The sequence below is a fragment of the Ruegeria sp. SCSIO 43209 genome, from assembly GCF_019904295.1.
Taxonomy (GTDB): Bacteria; Pseudomonadota; Alphaproteobacteria; order Rhodobacterales; family Rhodobacteraceae; genus Ruegeria.
Window position 1 is genome coordinate 75,387 of sequence record NZ_CP065359.1, and the last position, 17,929, is coordinate 93,315.

The window sequence follows — 17,929 nt, forward strand, 5'->3', positions numbered from 1 at the left end:
CATCAGGTTACATATATTTTCATGTTCCCCTGCGCCTGGAAGGTGAACGTGGTGGGTAAGATAAGAGACAAAATTGGGCATCGATTAGTATTCAGGCTTGTAGGCTTGGGGCTGATCTTGATGGGCTGCTTCATTAGGGTCGCGGATCCGTATCCCGTTCAAATGTCCAGATTGATTTACTTCGATATCCTGCAGCGGATTTCACCACGGGCCTACAACCCGGATCTGCCGGTCCGCGTAGTAGATATTGATGAAAGGTCTCTGGCAGAATGGGGCCAATGGCCTTGGCCTCGTACCCTGTTGGGTCAGATGGTCGAACGATTGGGCGAATACGGTGCCGCTGCGATTGCCTTTGATATGCTGTTTGCCGAGCCCGACCGATACTCTCCGATGCGACTGTTGCAAGACCCGACCTTGTCCGGACTATTGCAGGTGGATCAGGCCGCGATCGATCTGGACAATGACGTCAGATTTGGGGACGAAGTTGCGAAATGGCCAGTGGTTCTGGGTGTGGCAGCCCGGCAAACCGATAGCGGTTCGGCCATTGTACCGAAGGCGGGGTTAGTCGAAATCGGAGAGAACCCCGCAGCTGGCCTTGTCAGCGTTGCCCACTGGACCTCTCTGGCACCGCCATTGGGGGAAGAAGCGGCCGGGATCGGGGGTGTTAATGTTTCGCCCCAAGGAAGTTTGGGTGTGGTGCGACGGGTCCCTGTGCTTTGGTCCGGGCCCAACGGTGTATTACCTGCGCTTGGGGTTGAAGCCCTGCGGGTGGCCATGGGCGAATCCGTTTATTTTGCCGAAGGATCGCAGGACGAGATCGGCATCATGCTTGAGGTTGGTCTGGGTGATTTTGTGCTGCCGACCACCGAGAATGGCGAGATCTGGGTGCGTTACAGGCGGGACAATCCTGGCCTCTATCTGTCGGCCGATGATGTCATGCGCAGCGGTAGTGATCCAACGCTTCAGTCAGAGATAGAAGGACGGATCATTCTGGTCGGCACCTCTGCGGCGGGCTTGTTCGATATACGCGAAACGGCACTGGGTGAATCTGTTCCCGGTGTTTCGATCCACGCCCAGATTATCGAACAGATCATCCTTGGCGATGTGCTGAGCAGATCGGATGTTACCTCTGCACTTGAGCTGCTGGCGTTCGTGATCCTGGGCGTCGTTGTCACAGTGGTCATGTCCAACTATGGGGCGGTCGCTTCTTTTGCTGCAGGCGGTGTGGCCGCATCGGCCGTGATTGCCATCAGTTGGTTGGCGTTCCAGAACCAGTCGGTTCTGTTTGATGCGACCTTCCCTTTGGCCGGAGGTATGGCCAATTTCGGGCTTCTGGCCGGGTACCTCTTTGTTTCGACCGAGCGGGAGAAGCGGGTGATCCGCCAGACTTTCTCGCATTATGTCGCACCGGAAATCCTCGATGAGATGGAGGCCAACGGGCATCAGCTGCAATTGGGAGGTGAATCTCAGGAGATCACGGTGATGTTTTCGGACATTCGGGGCTTCACGCCATTGTCCGAGTCTGTATCAGCCACCGATCTGGTGGCCTTGCTGAATGCGCTGTTCTCAGAGATCGGGGATCAGATTCTGGTCGAGCGTGGAACGATCGACAAGTTCATCGGCGATGCGGTTATGGCTTTTTGGAATGCACCGCTGCCCGTGGATGATCACCCGTGCCGCGCTGCTTTGGCCGCGCTGAAGATGCGCGGCGCGTTAGATAAGTTCAACACTTTGCCCATCATGCGCGGGCGTCCTCCGATCGCTCTGGCGACAGGCTGCGCAACCGGAGTCGCCTGCGTAGGCAATATCGGCTCGCGGCGCCGGTTCAATTATACAGTAATCGGAGATGTGGTGAATGTGGCAGCGCGGATCGAACAAAACTGCCGACATGTGGATTATGATATTCTGGTCTCAGACTCTATTCGCCGTCTCACCAATTCTGATCTTGCGCTGCTAGAGGCGGGCTTCGTGGATTTGAAAGGCAAAAGCGAGCCAGAACCTGTTTATGTACTGGTCGGAGATCGGGAAGTTGCAGGCAGTGCATCGTTTCAAAAGCTGCAGACCGCACACATAGGTCTACTAGAGGCGATACGCGCACGGGAATCACAGACCGTAGTCGCTGGGTTGTGCAAGGAATGCGCCAAGCATGCGATGGCGGTTGAGCCAGGTTTGGCATCATTCTATCGCGCGCTACCGGGGCGCATGGCGGATTTCCGATCAGAGGTGCTTCATGCGCGGCCGGTGTTTAGTCATCATCATGGTCTGCGCGAAGGTGCAGAGTAAGTACTTCGCCATATGCTTTAGAAAAGAGAACGGGGCGCTGTTGAAAATCAACTGCGCCCCGCCGGAAGTATCAATCTCGCCCCCTCGAATACCATCTAAAACAACACGGGCTAAAACTTTCGATATATTCGAGATCGACCTTCTGTCCCCATATTTAACGAATTCGGCAGGGTAGACAGTGAAGAAGTTCACATTACCCTGAAATTGTTTAAATTTTTTCTTAGCGCCAGTCGAAAAACCCTGGTCCGGCCTGTTTCAGCAGAGAGACGGCCATCGACTGACCCAGTTTTGCGCCGTCTTCGAGCGCTCCGGTGGCCTCTTCGCTGATCGCCTCGGAACCGTCCGGGCGCAGAACTTCTCCACGCAGATGCAGTTGGCCATCTTGGACTTGTGCCAGACCGGCGATCGGTGTTTCGCATGAGCCATCCAGCCCGGCCAGCAGGCTGCGTTCAGCCGCAAGGCGTTGGCTTGTTTCGACATGATGAATCGCCGCCAGCATCTCGGCGGTGCGGTTATCGTCGCTGCGCCGTTCAATGCCGATGGTGCCCTGCGCAATGGCAGGTAGCATGTCATCAGGTGATATGGCAGTCGCGGGGACGTCTTTCATATCCAAGCGGCGCAATCCGGCCATGGCCAGAAAGGTACAATCGGCCACGCCATCGGCCAGCTTCTTCAGGCGAGTCTGAACATTGCCGCGAAACTCGACCACTTTCAGATCGGGCCGCCGATTCAGCAACTGCGCCCGGCGGCGCAACGATGAAGTCCCGACAACTGCGCCCACTGGCAGATCGTGAATCGAACTCAGAGTCGGCGAGATAAACGCATCGCGCACATCCTCGCGCGGCAGGAATGTATCCAGCACCAGCCCGTCAGGCTGTTCGACGGGCATGTCCTTGGTCGAATGTACGGCGATGTCGATCTCACCTTTCAGCATCGCCTCTTCGATTTCCTTGGTGAACAGACCCTTGTTGCCAATCTCTTTCAGCGGCCGGTCCGCGTCGATCATGGCGCGGTTGTCACCGGTGGTCTTGATAACCACGATCTCAAACGCGTCCTCAGGCAGGTCGAAAGCGGCGCCAAGTCTCTGACGGGTTTCATAGGCCTGCGCCAGCGCCAGCGGAGATCCACGGGTGCCGATTTTCAGAGGCGATGCGGGGGTAGGCAATATCAGACTCATGTGCACAGCTTTAGTCGCGTCACATTGCCCTGACAATGGGGGCAGAGCTTGACAAATTGCCACTGAGGGCCGACGCGTTGCACCAAACCGGAACACTGGGGGCACGAATGGCCGAGACAAAGAAATTGCTACGGGCGCTGGCGGGGGAAGTGCAGGATGTGCCGCCGATCTGGATGATGCGACAGGCCGGGAGGTATTTGCCTGAATATCGTGCAACGCGCGCACAGGCCGGAGATTTCCTGTCTCTTTGCTATAACCCCGAGCTTGCCGCCGAAGTCACGCTTCAGCCCATTCGCCGCTACGGCTTTGATGCCGCGATCCTGTTTGCTGATATCCTGCTTGTGCCGCAGGCGCTGGGTGCGGATTTGTGGTTTTTCACCGGCGAAGGTCCTCGCCTTTCGACAATTACACGGCAGTCGGAGTTTGATGCGCTGAAGCCCGTTGAAGCAATTCATGAGACGCTTTCTCCGGTGTATGAAACCGTGCGCATCCTTTCTCGCGAGCTTCCTTCTGAGACTACTTTGATTGGCTTTGCTGGCGCGCCTTGGACAGTGGCGACCTACATGATCGCCGGACGGGGTACCCCGGATCAGGGGCCAGCCCATGCGCTGCGCGAAGAAAATACTGCGCTGTTCGAGGCGCTGTTGGATCGGATCACGGCCGCGACAATTGAATACCTGTCTGCCCAAATCGAGGCAGGGGCCGAGGTTGTCAAAATATTTGATAGTTGGGCGGGATCATTGAAGGGCGAAGCGTTTCAGAAATACGCCGTAGAACCCTGTCGCGAGATTACTGCTGCCATAAAGGCCCGCCATCCGGGCATTCCCGTCATCGGTTTCCCACGCGAAGCGGATCAGGGTTACATCGGTTTCGCCAAGGCCACCGGTGTGGATTGTGTCGCGCTGGACAATTCTGTGTCGCCCGAATGGGCTGCTGCGAATGTGCAAGTCGATGGGTGTGTGCAGGGCAATCTGGCTTCATCGCATATGGTGACAGGCGGGCAAGCGCTTGTCGATGAGACGCGGCGGATTGTCGAAGCCTTCTCAAAAGGACCGCATATCTTCAATTTGGGTCATGGTATTACGCCAGATGCGGACCCTGAGAACGTTCAATTGATGATCGATACAGTGCGCGGGCGGTAAGCCTGGCGAGGGGGGCAGCCCCCTCTTGGCCTGCGGCCAATTCACCCCCGAGGTATTTTTAGCCAGATGAAGCGGGAGGAAGTTCGTTCAAAATCTCATTTGTATGCTCTCCGCGTTTGGGGCTGGGCCGCGGTTGCCAGTTGTAGGTTGAGAATCTAGGAGCGGCTGCGGCTTGACGTGTTTCGTCGTGGTCGATCCATGTTTGGCGAGCCGAATTCATAGGGTGATCCCGTGCTTCTTGTGGACTTAGGACCGGCGCAACGCAGGCGTCTGTCCCCTGGAATAGCGCCGCCCATTCGTCGCGCGGTTTTCTGGCAAAGACTTCGCTCAACCGTTCTGTCAGGTTGGGCCACGCGGTCTGGTCGTATTGCTGAGCGAACTCCGCATCATCGCTGAGCCCGAGGATGTCCAGGAAGTGAGCATAGAATTTTGGCTCTAGACACTGAACTGAGATGAAGCCGCCATCTGCGCAGGCGTAGGTTCGGCTCCAATGCGGTCCGTCAAGCAGGCTTTGACCCCGGGTGTCGGACAGGTTGCCGGTTTGGCGCAGGCTCATCAGCAAATTCATCATGTGTGCCGAGCCATCGTAGATGGCGGCGTCCACCACCGTGCCTTTGCCTGTGCTTCGGGCATTCAGAAGCCCGGCGAGCAGACCTGCAACCAGATACATCGCACCACCGCCGATATCCCCGACTAGTGTTGCGGGCGTCAAAGGCGGTTGGCCGGGCGGCGACGCGTAGGATAAAGCCCCTGAAAGGGCGATATAGTTGAGATCATGGCCCGCTGTCTCAGAAAGTGGGCTATGCTGCCCCCAGCCTGTCATTCGGCCATAGACCAGCTTTGGGTTCAGGTGATGACAGTCTTCCGGCCCCAGCCCCAGCTTTTCCATCACGCCGGGGCGAAAACCCTCGATCAGCGCATCAGCCGTTGCGATCAGCCGTTTTGCAACGCTAAGGTCCTGCGGGTCTTTGAGGTCCAGCGCAATTGATCGTTTGCCGCGATCCAGCAGCGAACGTTCAGGCATACCCGGAGTGACGGCGGACCCTTTGCGATGGATGGTAATGATATCGGCGCCCATATCCGCCAGCAGCATGGCCGCGAAGGGGGCTGGGCCCAGCCCTTCGATTTCGATGATGCGTATGCCGTGCAGCATGTCTTCCTCCTGCGGCGCAGGGTTTCTGTTGGGCGGAACGAATGCAAGCGAAGAATCCCGATCCAGTGCCTTAGTTTGTGCAAACTGGTTGCCTGCATCGATGTTTCAGGGCTAGGTCTTTGTGGTCTGCCGTAGGATTAAAAAGAGGTTGAGAGATGCAGTTAAGCGATACCCGTGAAATTCAGGCGCCGCCTGCCGCCGTTTACGCTGCGTTGCTGGACCCTGAAGTATTAAAAGCCTGCATCAGCGGCGCGCAGGAGATTACCGGTGATCCAACCGAGGGGTATAATGCGACTGTGGTGCAAAAGGTTGGCCCTGTGAAGGCGACTTTCAAAGGCACTGTGACCATGTCCGACATGGTTGAGCCTGAACGCCTGACCATCGCTGGTGAGGGCAAGGGGGGCGCTGCAGGCTTTGCCAAGGGAAGCGCTGATGTAACCTTCGCGCCCAGCGAGGCTGGTGGCACCCTTCTGACCTACGAGGTCGAGGCTAAGGTGGGTGGCAAACTGGCTCAGCTGGGCAGCCGCCTGATTGATGGGTTTGCCAAGAAGATGGCCGATCAGTTTTTCGCCAATCTTCAAGAATATTTCGAAGGTCCGCCACCGCAAGAAGACGCTGCCGAAGAAGAGACCAAGTCAGGCTGGCTAGGTCGCCTGACGGGACGAGACTGAACCCTGCGCACACGCGCATGGCACTGTGCGGAATTGGACTGTTCGACGATGGTCCGTCACGATAGGTTGCGGGGTCAGAACGAGGGTACGCATGACGACCATATTGTCGATCCGGGATTTGCGGAAGTCTTATGCCGATGGGTTTGAGGCGCTGAAAGGTGTGTCTCTGGACATTGAAGAAGGTGAGATTCTAGCGCTGTTGGGCCCCAATGGGGCGGGTAAAACAACGCTGATCTCGACTGTGTGCGGTATTACCACGCCGACTTCGGGCTCGGTCACCGTAGGTGGCCATGACATCCAGACCGAGTATCGCGCGGCCCGCAAGATGATTGGGCTGGTGCCGCAGGAAATCGCGCTGGAACCGTTCGAGAAGGTCTGGAACACTGTCCGCTTTTCACGCGGGCTGTTCGGTCATAGCGGAGACAACGCTAGGATCGAGGAAATCCTGCGCAAGCTGTCCCTATGGGACAAACGCCGTAACGCAATCAAGGAACTATCCGGAGGCATGAAGCGACGTGTGCTGATCGCGAAAGCCTTGGCGCATGAGCCAAGGGTGCTGTTTCTGGATGAACCCACCGCCGGCGTAGATGTCGAGCTACGTAAGGACATGTGGGAGATCGTGGCCGAATTGAAGCAGGCTGGTGTCACCATCATCCTGACCACTCACTACATCGAGGAAGCCGAGGCAATCGCCGACCGTGTGGGTGTCATCGACAAGGGTGAGCTTTTGCTCGTGCAGGACAAAGACACATTGATGGCGCAGATGGGCAAAAAGCAGATTGAGGTCATGTTGACCGAGCCCATTTTATCCGTTCCCGACGTTCTGTCCGATCATCAACTGACGCTCAATGGTGCAGGCGATGCGCTGATCTATACTTACGACACCAATGCCGAGCGCACGGGCATCACCACTCTTCTCAATGATGTTGCACAGGCCGGTCTAGTGCTGCGTGATGTGCAGACGCGGCAATCGAGCCTTGAAGAGATTTTCGTCAACCTCGTGTCCGGAGAACCCGCATGAACTGGTCCGCTATTGCTGCCATCTACCGGTTTGAAATGGCCCGATTCTTTCGCACACTGGCGCAGAGTTTTTTGTCTCCGGTCCTGTCGACCTCGCTTTATTTCGTGGTGTTTGGCACTGCCATCGGCAGTCGCATTCAAGAGATCGAAGGCGTGTCCTACGGGGCCTTCATTGTGCCGGGTCTGATCATGTTGTCCGTAGTGATGCTATCAATCTCGAACGCGTCCTTTGGCATCTACTTCCCCAAATTCTTGGGTACGATTTATGAGTTACTTTCAGCCCCCATCAATTTCATCGAGATTGTGATTGGTTATGTGGGCGCGGCCGCAACTAAGGCACTGTTTGTAGGTCTTGTCATTCTGGCCACTGCGACGTTCTTTGTGGACATTCGCATTGAACACCCGTTTGCTATGGCGGCTTTCCTGATCCTGTCCTGCCTCAGCTTTTCCTTGCTGGGTTTCATCGTGGGTATCTGGGCGGGTAATTTTGAACAGATGTCGCTTGTCCCCCAGCTTGTTGTGACGCCCCTGATTTTTCTGGGTGGGACGTTTTACTCGATCTCGATGCTACCTCCGCTTTGGCAGACGATCACTCTGTTCAACCCTGTGGTTTATCTGATTTCCGGGTTCCGCTGGTCATTCTACGGTATCGCAGATGTCCCGATATTTTGGAGCCTTCTGGCCATACTGGCCTTCACCGGAATATGCCTCGCGATCATTGGCTGGATCTTCAAAACCGGTTGGCGCATCCGCAGCTAGGGCGTTGCATTTTTGCCCATCAGGTGTGTGAAATTGGTTCACGTCGCGTTTATGGCGCTTCGGGTCTCTTGTTTACGGCTCCGGCGCGCTCTACATCGGCTTCCATGAAACTCAGCCTGCCCTTCATGAAAAAGCCGCCACTTGTGGCCGTTGTTCGCCTGTCCGGTGCCATTGGAATGGCCGGGCGAGGGTCGATGAACGCGACCGCTCTGGCACCGGTGTTGGAGAAAGCCTTTCGCAAGGGCAAGCCCGCTGCGGTCGCGCTGGAGATCAATTCGCCGGGCGGCTCCCCCGTTCAAAGCTCATTGATCGGTGCGCGTATCCAGCGACTGGCGGAAGAGCTTAAGATCCCTGTTTACGCTTTCGTCGAAGACGTGGCGGCTTCGGGTGGATATTGGTTGGCGGTTTCAGCGGATGAGATTTGGGCCGATGACAGTTCGGTTTTGGGGTCGATCGGCGTGATATCGTCGGGATTTGGCGCGCATGTTTTTCTGGCACGTCAGGGCTTTGAACGACGCGTACATACTGCGGGTCAGTCGAAATCAATGCTCGACCCGTTTGCTCCGGAAAAGAAAGAAGACATTGCACGGCTCAAAGTGCTGCTGGGCGATATCCACGAGAATTTCATAACCCATGTGAAATCTCGCCGGGACGGCAAGCTGGACAGCAGCGCTGATCTGTTCAATGGCGAGGTCTGGCTGGCCCGTCGCGCGCAACAGCTGGGCTTGATTGATGGTATTGCCCATCTGAAGCCCAAGATGCAGGAGAAGTTTGGCGACAAAGTCAGGTTCCGCCGCTATGGCCTGCGCAAACCGATCTGGTCGCGCTTCGGCGCGACGCTGGCGCAGGATGCCATAGCCGGTATTGAGGAGCGCGCTGCCTACGCGCGTTTCGGGTTGTAGAGTGATCATCAAAGCAGTCACCTTGTTCCTGATCGCCATGGGCGTTCTGGCGATGTTCGGCAAGCTACGCTTTCCTGGACAGAAACGATTGAGTTCTGCGAAATGTCCGCGTTGTGGGCGGTTTAGGATCGGCAAAGGCCCGTGTCCTTGCGAAGAAGGAGGCCGTGGATGACGGCATGGCTGTTCTCCGGCCTCGGGCTGCTGATCCTGTTGTTGGCAGGCGACGCGCTGGTGCGAGGGGCCGTGAACCTCAGCCTGCGGTTGGGGGTTCCCGCCCTGATCGTCAGCCTGACAATAGTTGCCTTTGGAACTTCGGCCCCTGAGCTGCTGATTGCAATCAGCGCCATCAAGGAAAACGCGCCGGGCATTGCGTTGGGTAACGTGGTGGGCTCGAATACAGCGAATATCTTGCTGGTTCTGGGATTGCCCGCGCTTCTGGCGACCTTGCACACAAGTGAGTGCGACAGCCGCAAGAACTACATCTTCATGCTTCTGGCGTCGGTGTTATTTATCGGGTTGGCTTTTTGCGGGGTCTTTAATCTGCTCAGCGGGGCAATTTTGCTGGCTGCGTTGGCTCTGATCCTCGGCAACGCGTTTCGCGAAGCACATGCGCACCGTAAAGCCTGTGGTGAAGCTTGCGCCGATGAGGACGAGCTTGAGGGTCTTGAGGAAGCAGATCCTGACATGCCTTATTGGAAGGTGGCGATCTACCTGATCCTCGGCTTGATCGGACTGCCAATGGGTGCGCATCTGCTGGTCGAAAATGCGACCGTCATTGCCCGGAACTATGGTGTGAGCGAAACAGTGATCGGCCTTACGCTGATCGCGGTGGGTACGTCCCTGCCGGAACTGTCGACAACCGTCATGGCTGCCCTGAGGCGACAAGCGGATGTGGCACTGGGTAACGTCATCGGATCGAACATGTTCAATCTGCTGGCCATTGTCGGCATTACGACCTTGTTTGGGCGTATTCCCGTCGATCCTGAATTCCTGCGTTTCGATCTGTGGGTGATGCTCGGCGCGTCGCTCTTGTTGGTTCCTTTTGTATTCTTCAAGAAAGATATCACACGCGTCTGGGGCCTGATCTTGACAGCGCTCTATGTGATCTATGTTGCAAGCCTGTTAGCCTGACCTGACGAGGAGAATGAGCCCATGACCCGAGCATTGGTGACCGGTGCCGGTAAACGCCTTGGTCGTGCCATGGCGCTGTATTTGGCGCAGCGCGGAATGGATGTCGTTGTGCACTATTCCAGTTCGGATCAGGCCGCGCGTGAAACGGTTGATGAGGTTCAGGCGCTGGGCCGAAGGTCAGTTGCGCTGCAGGCCGATCTGCTTGATGAGGGGCAAGTCAGCTCATTGCTGCCGCGTGCAGCTGAGGCGCTGGGTGGTCCGATCACCTGTCTGGTCAACAATGCATCGATATTTGAGTATGACAATATACACACAGCTACCCGCCAAAGCTGGGATCGGCATCTCGACAGCAATCTGCGCGCACCATTCGTACTGACCCAAGCCATGGCCGAGCAGGGGTTGCAGTCGGAGCTTGATGATCAGGGAGAGCCTCTGGCGATTGGGCTGATCGTGAACATGGTGGATATGCGGGTGCGTAAACTGACGCCTGAGTTCATGTCATACACGATTGCCAAGATGGGGTTGTGGGCCTTGACCCGGACTGCAGCGCAGGCTCTGACACCCGCAATCCGTGTGAACGCGATCGGCCCCGGTCCAACGCTGCAGGGTCATCGCCAAAGTGATGCTCATTTTAGCGCTCAGCGGCAGAACACGATTCTGGAGCGCGGCGCGAACCCGTCGGATATTACTGCTGCGCTGGGATACTTTCTGGATGCACATGCCGTTACGGGGCAGCTTCTTTGCGTCGATGGTGGGCAACATTTGGGTTGGCAAACACCCGATGTTCTTGGTGTAGAATAAGTAAATCTGCTGCAAGTTTTGCACTGCTCTCGTTCCTGTTATCTGAACGTTACAAAAATGTCTTAATTTTCATACACTTGTCTCAGATCAACAAATTTATCGTTTAAAAACAATACCATAATTTCCTGCCTATTTTTTGTGCAGATCAACGAATAGGCAAGGATTCAAGGGAAAATCACGATGCCCCTAAAGTTATCTGCACAGTTATCCACAGAAGTCGTGGATTTGTTTTCTCTTGATCTGAAGCGCACAAGATTGCAGCCATGGTCAGAGAATCATATCTCAGACTCATGACCGCCAGTACCGATTCCGAATCGCCGACCCAAGCCACCGGCTATGCCTGCATTCAGCGTTATGTGAAAACGCTGGACAGCTCGCCGGGTGTGTATCGGATGTTGGATGGGGACAGCCGAGTTCTTTACGTAGGTAAAGCGCGAAACCTGAAGGCGCGGGTATCGAACTACACGCGCCCGGGGCACTCGGGTCGGATCGAGAAAATGATCGCCGCAACTGCCTCGATGATGTTTCTGACCACTCGGACCGAGACCGAGGCGCTGCTGCTGGAACAGAACCTGATCAAGCAGCTCAAGCCCAAATACAACGTATTGTTGCGGGATGACAAAAGCTTCCCGAATATTCTGGTCGCCAAGGATCATGCCTTTCCGCAGATCAAAAAGCACCGAGGGGCGAAGAAAGAAAAGGGGGCTTATTTTGGCCCCTTCGCCAGTGCAGGCGCGGTGAACAGGACGCTGAACCAGCTGCAAAAGGCGTTCCTGCTGCGGAACTGTTCGGATTCCATGTTCGATAGCCGGACCCGGCCGTGCCTGCTCTATCAGATCAAGCGATGTTCTGGGCCGTGCGTCGGACTGATCTCGGAAGCCGATTATCGTGAAAGCGTTAAGGATGCCGAAAGGTTCCTGTCAGGCCGATCTACCAAAGTGCAGGAAGATCTCGCCCAGCAGATGATGGCTGCCTCCGAGGCGATGGAGTTCGAACGAGCCGCCGGTTTGCGCGACCGTATCCGGGCGCTGACGCAGGTGCAGACGTCTCAGGGCATCAATCCCCGCGGCGTGGCCGAGGCTGACGTCATTGGCCTCTACATGGACAGCGGTCAAGCCTGCGTTCAGGTGTTCTTCATCCGCGCCAACCAGAACTGGGGTAACCGCGATTTCTATCCGCGCGTCGGCCCGGATGTGTCACAGGCTGAGGCGATGGAAGCGTTTCTGGGCCAATTCTACGACAATAAGGAACCACCCCGGCAGTTGATCCTGTCTGATGCGATCGAGAATGCCGATCTGATGCAGGAGGCATTGTCGGAAAAAGCTGGACGCAAGGTGGAAATCCTGGTGCCCCAACGCGGTGAAAAGCAGGAACTGATCGCTGGTGCCTTGCGCAACGCACGTGAATCGCTGGCCCGGCGGATGTCGGAAAGTGCCACGCAGGCCAAATTGCTACGCGGTGTGGCCGAGGCCTTTGATCTGGACGCGCCGCCGAACCGGATCGAGGTTTACGACAACTCTCACATTCAAGGCACCAATGCCGTGGGTGGCATGATCGTCGCGGGCCCAGAGGGGTTCATGAAAAACGCCTATCGCAAGTTCAACATCCGCGGCGATGATCTAACCCCCGGCGATGACTTCGGCATGATGAAAGAGGTCCTGACCCGCCGTTTTACGCGCCTGCAAAAGGAAGATCCGGATCGGGACAAAGGGCATTGGCCCGATCTGCTGCTGATCGACGGTGGTGCAGGGCAGGTGAGCGTCGTGAATGAGATCATGGCCCAGCACGGGGTCGAGGATATCCCGATGGTCGGTGTCGCTAAGGGTGTCGATCGCGATCACGGCAAGGAAGAATTCCACCGCATCGGGCAGCGCCCTTTTGCGCTGAAACGCAACGATCCCGTATTGTACTTTATCCAGCGCTTGCGGGATGAGGCGCATCGCTTTGCCATCGGCACCCATCGCGCGAAACGCGCCAAGGCGGTTGGTGCAACGCCACTGGACGAAATCCCCGGCGTCGGGGCCGCGCGCAAACGCGCCCTGCTGACTCATTTCGGCAGCGCCAAAGCGGTGAGCCGAGCCAATTTGGCGGATCTTAAAGCCGTCGAGGGGATTTCAGCCGGGTTGGCGCAGAAGGTCTATGACTTCTTCCATGACAAGGGCTAGGCTTTTCGCCCCCGCCAAAGGATATAGAGGCCCGACGCCACGATGAGGCCGCAGCCAATCCACATGGTCTGATCCAATCGCTCGCCAAACATCACCACGCCCAAGCCGATACCGAACAACAGCCGCGAATAGCGAAACGGCGTCACAGATGAGACCTCGCCGGTGCGCATCGCCTTCATCAGCGCGGCATAGGCCATGACTCCCATCACAATCGCCCCGCCCATGTGCAGGCTGACATTAGGCGTCAGAGTTTGCAGCGATGTTCCTTCCCAGAATCGATAAGCCAAACCCGCGACAATGATGCAGAGGAAGCCATAGAACCCCAGAACCTCAGTGCCCAGTGTTGCGGGCGCGGCGCGGCTGGCCAGATCGCGCCCCGCAAAGCCGAGCATCCCCAGCACGGCAAGGATTGACAGGGCCGAGAAGCTGTCTCCGGTCGGTTGGATGATGATCACAACGCCAACAAGACCGATCAAAATGGCGCTCCATCGCCGCCAGCCGACGGATTCACCAAAGAACAACGCGGCCCCTGCGACGACAACCAGTGGTGTGGCCTGAAGGATCACCGTAGCCGAGGACAGTGGCGTCAAAGCGATCGCCAATACATAGAAAAGCCGTCCTAGGATCTCGAAGACCACACGTACCTTCATCGGGCGCGACAACACGTCGGGCTGGAACAGACGCGTGCTACGTACTGTGGCAACCGCTGCGTAGATTACTGCACCGCCCGCACCGAAGAGAACAAGCACTTGCCAGATCGGGATCGACGCCGAAGCCGCCTTAAGCAGCGCATCCTCCAGCGCGAACAGTGCCATTGCGGCGACCATCCAGGCGCTGCCGATCAGATTTGACCGGGGATCGGTTTGAATATGCGGTGTCATGTCAGCTCTGGGGTGTTGTCTGGTTGGCCAGCCGACAATCTGACGCCAAAGCAATCAAGTGCCAAGATGAAACCTGTAATGTGACCACCGCTGCGACGCTTTGACTTTTAAGACAGCAAACGCTTGTGCTGGGTCAGTTTTTTAAGACCCTGTCTTTTCTGTCTTGAACCGGCGATGTAGGGTCCAAGCCATGAAATGGAACCTGCCGAATATTCTGACTGTACTGCGCCTTGTGGCGGCCCCCGGTCTCGCCGTGATGTTTCTGTATTTCACCCGTCCCTATGCGGATTGGTTTGCTTTGATTCTGTTCCTGTCAGCGGCGATCACCGATTGGTTCGACGGGTATCTGGCGCGCGCCTGGAAACAGGAAACGAAGATTGGCGCCATGCTGGATCCCATTGCCGACAAGGCAATGGTGGTAATCGCGCTGATGATATTGGTGGGCTATTCGACTGAACACTGGACACCATGGCTGGTCCTGCCCGCTACAGTGATCCTGTTTCGCGAAGTCTTTGTCTCAGGCTTGCGAGAGTATCTGGGCGATGTGGCCGGAACCCTGAAGGTCACCAAGCTAGCCAAGTGGAAAACGACGGCACAGATGGTAGCGATCGCGATCCTGTTCTCGCAGGGGATATTCGAGCACCATTTTGTGATGGCCACGTTTGGCATGGATGCGACAACCATTGATCAGGTTCTGGCAGGGCAGGTCGAGGACCTGAACAACATCCGCTGGCATCTTGAGGCCATGTTCTGGTCAGGTCGTATCGGGCTATGGCTGCTCTGGATTGCCGCGACGCTGACATTGATCACAGGCTATGACTACCTACGTAAAGCCATGCCCCACCTGAAGGAGAGCTAACCGATGAACGTGCTGTATTTCGCTTGGGTGCGCGAACGCATCGGCCTGCCGAAAGAGAAGATTGAAACTGAGGCCGCAACAGTCAGCGATTTGGTCGCGGAACTGAGCGCGCGTGAGGATCGCTATGCTGCTGCCTTTGCCGATCTGTCGGCCTTGCGCGTGGCGCTGGACCAAGAGCTTTCGGATTTTGACGCCCCACTGACCGGCGTGCGCGAGGTTGCGTTCTTTCCGCCCATGACGGGTGGCTAGAATGCGGATCGTCGTGCAGGAGGCCCCGTTCGATCTGGGGGCCGAAGCCAACGCTTTTGCCGCCGGGGACGATGCCAACGGGGCCATCGTGACCTTCACAGGCGTTGTGCGCGATCTGGCTTCGGGCGATCTGGATGTGATGGAGATCGAGCACTATCCCGGCATGACCGAACGCGCCCTAACCAAGATCGCGGAAGAGGCGCAAGCCCGTTGGTCACTGGGCAACGTTCTGGTGATCCACCGCCACGGAAGGCTTGCTCCGGGTGACCGTATCATGATGGTCGCCACCGCCGCACCGCACCGCAAAGATGCGTTTGAGGCGGCGGAATATCTGATGGATTACCTTAAATCTCGCGCGCCATTCTGGAAGAAGGAAATCACCACGTCCGGAGCAGAATGGGTGGTTGCCAAGGACGAGGATGAAGACGCGCTGACCCGCTGGTAGGGTGCCTAGTCTGCGTTGTTGATCCGCCCGCGCATCTCTTCGGCTTCCTGCCGCGCGGCGCGCAGCCCTTCCATTGCGGCATTCAACTCGGCTTCGGTTTGCGTCAGCTGGTTGGTTAGCTCTGCCTCACGCTGCTGAAGATATGTGATTGCCTGATCGCGTGTTTCTTCGGCCTCGTGCAGCTCCTGACTCATGCGGTCCAGATCGGCTACGTCGCTTTGGCGAACACGGGACAGCCGATGCGCCAGCCAGTTGGCGAACCAACCCATGCAGAAAGCTGCGAACAGGATGATGGCTGTGGCGATGATGAATTCTGTTCTGTTCAACTTACTGGTCCTCTGAGCCTGCATCCGGTGCGTCGGTTTCAGGTGTCTCGATTTCGGCCTCAGATTCGGCCTCGGCTTCCATCGCCTCCAGCCCGGTCAGGGTGTTGGCCACGGGTTCAGGACGGATCAGGCGAAACTCGATGCGGCGGTTCTCTTCGCGGCCTTCTTCGGTTTCGTTATCGGCGATGGGCTGCGTCTCGCCATACCCGACCGCAGAAAAGCTTGAGGTCGGCACGCGCCGTCCGCGCAATTCGTTCAGGATCGACTGTGCGCGCGACTGGCTGAGCTGCTGGTTCATCTCTTCACGGCCCTGACTGTCGGTATGGCCCTGAATCTCCAACCGGATGGGGCCACATTCGCGCAGGATGTCAGCGATCTGGTTCAGGGCATCGCGCGAGTCGGCGGCTACTGTGGCTGAACCCGGTTCGAACGCAATCTTTCTGGCGGCCTGTACCTCTGCCAGCTGCTCTTCGCAGACCTCAGGGTCGGGTGGCGCGTCGGCGGGTGCGGGCGGCTCCTGATAGGTGATTGACAGGGTGTAATCCTGCGCCTCGCCCAGCTTGTCCGACAGCATGCCGGCGATCCGGGCCTTGGCGTCGGGATCATGGCTGATGCCCGACAGTGCTACATTGTCCGGCGTAACGGTCAGGGCGCCATTGTGCAGTTGCGACAGTGCCTCCAGCCCGGCCAAGACACGTATGGGCCAATCCGCGGGCAGGTCCGGTGCAATCCGGGTGGCTGTGTGCACCTGCAATGATCCAAAGGCGGCACGTGCAAAGCTGTCGGTCATTTCACGCAGCGTTTCGTCACTCAGACGGCCACGCAGTTGAACCAAACCCTCAGGGCTACGTGTTGCGACGAATTCAATAGGCCCAGTCGGGTCATCTGGTTCGGGTTCAGGAAGAATTGCATGCAAGGCGAAAACCTCGGGTAGCGTATTTTCGAGCTCTCCCACGATGCGGTCGAACTCCAAAGGGTTAGTCCCTTGTGTGGCAACTAGAGTGATATCTGCATCCGACAGAGTAACTGAACCCTGACCAAGTTCGGATAGCGCACGAATGCTGAGCTGCGCTGCATTCGCCCAACGCGGAGACGGTACGCCTAGCCCAATGGTGCAGGAATAGGGGCCGGTTAATCCGGCCTCTTGTGCCGCAGCGACGATGATGTCGCGCGCAACTTCATCCTGGGCCGAGCACGCATCAAACTGCCCGCCATCCTCATCTATCAGATAGCGCAGCGTGAATGGTGTGATTACCGGGCGAGGTGCCGAAATCGAAAGGCCGATTCGCAGACCTGGTGGCGCGGCGCGGCTCAGGTCTTGTTCCAGCTGGTCTTTCTCTTGCTGGCTATCGGCAATGGCCGTGATACGCACCAACCCTGGGCTGGCAGATATCTTGGCCCGTGGCAAATCCGAGAGCGCTTCGATCGCATAGTCGATTGCCTGATCCCATCCGTCTGGCTTGGGATAGTCGGCACTTTCCATCAGGTCCGAGACTGACGCGTCCCGATCAAGGCGTTGCAGCCTGTCTACCAGATCATCGCGATCCAGAGCCGCAGGTACTAGCCCGATAATCGAAATTCCACTGTCATTGCGCAAGATCTCGGTAGAAAAGCGGGGCGGTGTCAGATCGGCCGTGGGAGCAACCTCCATCTCGTCAATGACGCGCGAGGTGTCGACCTCGGTGCCCGCAGCGATCAGGGCGTTGAATCGGGTCGCCTCAGTCGGGGCCGTGCCGGTCAGAACGACACGCAGGCCGTCGGATTCGACTTCGGCCCAATCATGGCCCTGCAAGTTCAAGGCCTTTCGCACGGCCAGTTCCGAGGCGTCTTCGATCTTGCTGACCGCAAATCCAGCGACCACCAGCGATAGCACGGCGGACACCGCGAAAATCAACGCAACAGCTAGGGCGTAAGGCAGACGCATGGGCGAAATCGAGACTCCTCGGGCGGTTGGTTCCGGGACTC

17 protein-coding genes are annotated in these 17,929 nt (G+C 57.2%); 12 read left to right on the forward strand and 5 right to left on the reverse strand.

The window, feature by feature from the left end:
* Positions 1–21 precede the first annotated feature (21 nt).
* Positions 22–2,283: a CHASE2 domain-containing protein gene (locus I5192_RS00390; protein WP_223117498.1), complete on the forward strand. Its 2,262-nt coding sequence runs from the start codon at positions 22–24 to the stop codon at positions 2,281–2,283.
* A gap of 220 nt (positions 2,284–2,503) precedes the next feature.
* Here the strand turns inward: I5192_RS00390 and hemC are convergent, their stop codons facing one another.
* Positions 2,504–3,460 (reverse strand): hydroxymethylbilane synthase, encoded by a 957-nt coding sequence (hemC, locus tag I5192_RS00395; protein WP_223117499.1) that lies wholly within the window; start codon positions 3,458–3,460, stop codon positions 2,504–2,506.
* 107 nt (positions 3,461–3,567) lie between these two features.
* Here hemC and hemE point away from each other — a divergent pair, with 107 nt between their 5' ends.
* Positions 3,568–4,602: a uroporphyrinogen decarboxylase gene (hemE, locus tag I5192_RS00400; protein WP_223118246.1), complete on the forward strand. Its 1,035-nt coding sequence runs from the start codon at positions 3,568–3,570 to the stop codon at positions 4,600–4,602.
* Positions 4,603–4,660: 58 nt separating this feature from the next.
* On the opposite strand, the gene I5192_RS00405 is transcribed toward hemE, so the two are convergent.
* Positions 4,661–5,755, reverse strand: coding sequence for a CaiB/BaiF CoA-transferase family protein (locus tag I5192_RS00405; protein WP_223117500.1), 1,095 nt, complete (start codon positions 5,753–5,755; stop codon positions 4,661–4,663).
* Between the two features lie 155 nt (positions 5,756–5,910).
* On the opposite strand from I5192_RS00405, the gene I5192_RS00410 reads away from it, so the two are divergent.
* The 7 genes from I5192_RS00410 to uvrC all read left to right on the forward strand — a co-directional run bounded on the left by I5192_RS00410 (position 5,911) and on the right by uvrC (position 13,204).
* Positions 5,911–6,426 (forward strand): CoxG family protein, encoded by a 516-nt coding sequence (locus I5192_RS00410; protein WP_170423597.1) that lies wholly within the window; start codon positions 5,911–5,913, stop codon positions 6,424–6,426.
* A gap of 91 nt (positions 6,427–6,517) precedes the next feature.
* A complete protein-coding gene (locus I5192_RS00415) occupies positions 6,518–7,447 on the forward strand; it encodes an ABC transporter ATP-binding protein (RefSeq protein ID WP_170395599.1) in 930 nt (309 codons plus the stop codon).
* Positions 7,444–8,205: an ABC transporter permease gene (locus I5192_RS00420; RefSeq protein WP_010443573.1), complete on the forward strand. Its 762-nt coding sequence runs from the start codon at positions 7,444–7,446 to the stop codon at positions 8,203–8,205. The genes I5192_RS00415 and I5192_RS00420 overlap by 4 nt, the downstream gene beginning before the upstream one ends.
* A gap of 104 nt (positions 8,206–8,309) precedes the next feature.
* Positions 8,310–9,107: a S49 family peptidase gene (locus I5192_RS00425; RefSeq protein WP_170423599.1), complete on the forward strand. Its 798-nt coding sequence runs from the start codon at positions 8,310–8,312 to the stop codon at positions 9,105–9,107.
* Between the two features lie 168 nt (positions 9,108–9,275).
* Positions 9,276–10,238: a calcium/sodium antiporter gene (locus I5192_RS00430; RefSeq protein ID WP_170395605.1), complete on the forward strand. Its 963-nt coding sequence runs from the start codon at positions 9,276–9,278 to the stop codon at positions 10,236–10,238.
* 21 nt (positions 10,239–10,259) lie between these two features.
* Complete coding sequence (locus I5192_RS00435) at positions 10,260–11,039, forward strand: SDR family oxidoreductase (protein ID WP_223117501.1); 780 nt, start codon at positions 10,260–10,262, stop codon at positions 11,037–11,039.
* Positions 11,040–11,329: 290 nt separating this feature from the next.
* A complete protein-coding gene (gene uvrC / locus I5192_RS00440) occupies positions 11,330–13,204 on the forward strand; it encodes an excinuclease ABC subunit UvrC (RefSeq protein WP_223117502.1) in 1,875 nt (624 codons plus the stop codon).
* Here uvrC and I5192_RS00445 read toward each other — a convergent pair.
* Positions 13,201–14,085 carry a DMT family transporter gene (locus I5192_RS00445; RefSeq protein ID WP_223117503.1) on the reverse strand — a complete coding sequence of 295 codons (885 nt, stop codon included), beginning with the start codon at positions 14,083–14,085 and terminating at the stop codon, positions 13,201–13,203. The genes uvrC and I5192_RS00445 overlap by 4 nt on opposite strands.
* A gap of 190 nt (positions 14,086–14,275) precedes the next feature.
* Between I5192_RS00445 and pgsA the strand changes: the two genes are divergently transcribed.
* Genes pgsA through I5192_RS00460 form a run of 3 tightly spaced genes read left to right on the forward strand, consistent with a single transcriptional unit; the run spans position 14,276 to position 15,638 of the window.
* On the forward strand, positions 14,276–14,944 hold the full coding sequence (pgsA, locus tag I5192_RS00450) for a CDP-diacylglycerol--glycerol-3-phosphate 3-phosphatidyltransferase (protein WP_170395613.1): 669 nt from the start codon (positions 14,276–14,278) through the stop codon (positions 14,942–14,944).
* A 3-nt stretch (positions 14,945–14,947) separates the two neighbouring features.
* Complete coding sequence (moaD, locus tag I5192_RS00455; RefSeq protein ID WP_170395615.1) at positions 14,948–15,193, forward strand: molybdopterin converting factor subunit 1; 246 nt, start codon at positions 14,948–14,950, stop codon at positions 15,191–15,193.
* A gap of 1 nt (position 15,194) precedes the next feature.
* A complete protein-coding gene (locus tag I5192_RS00460) occupies positions 15,195–15,638 on the forward strand; it encodes a molybdenum cofactor biosynthesis protein MoaE (protein WP_223117504.1) in 444 nt (147 codons plus the stop codon).
* 5 nt (positions 15,639–15,643) lie between these two features.
* Here I5192_RS00460 and I5192_RS00465 read toward each other — a convergent pair whose 3' ends face one another.
* Together I5192_RS00465 and I5192_RS00470 are read right to left on the reverse strand one after the other, a co-directional pair.
* A complete protein-coding gene (locus I5192_RS00465; protein ID WP_170395619.1) occupies positions 15,644–15,964 on the reverse strand; it encodes a hypothetical protein in 321 nt (106 codons plus the stop codon).
* A 1-nt stretch (position 15,965) separates the two neighbouring features.
* Positions 15,966–17,888 (reverse strand): OmpA family protein, encoded by a 1,923-nt coding sequence (locus tag I5192_RS00470; RefSeq protein WP_170818560.1) that lies wholly within the window; start codon positions 17,886–17,888, stop codon positions 15,966–15,968.
* Between the last annotated feature and the right edge of the window lie 41 nt (positions 17,889–17,929).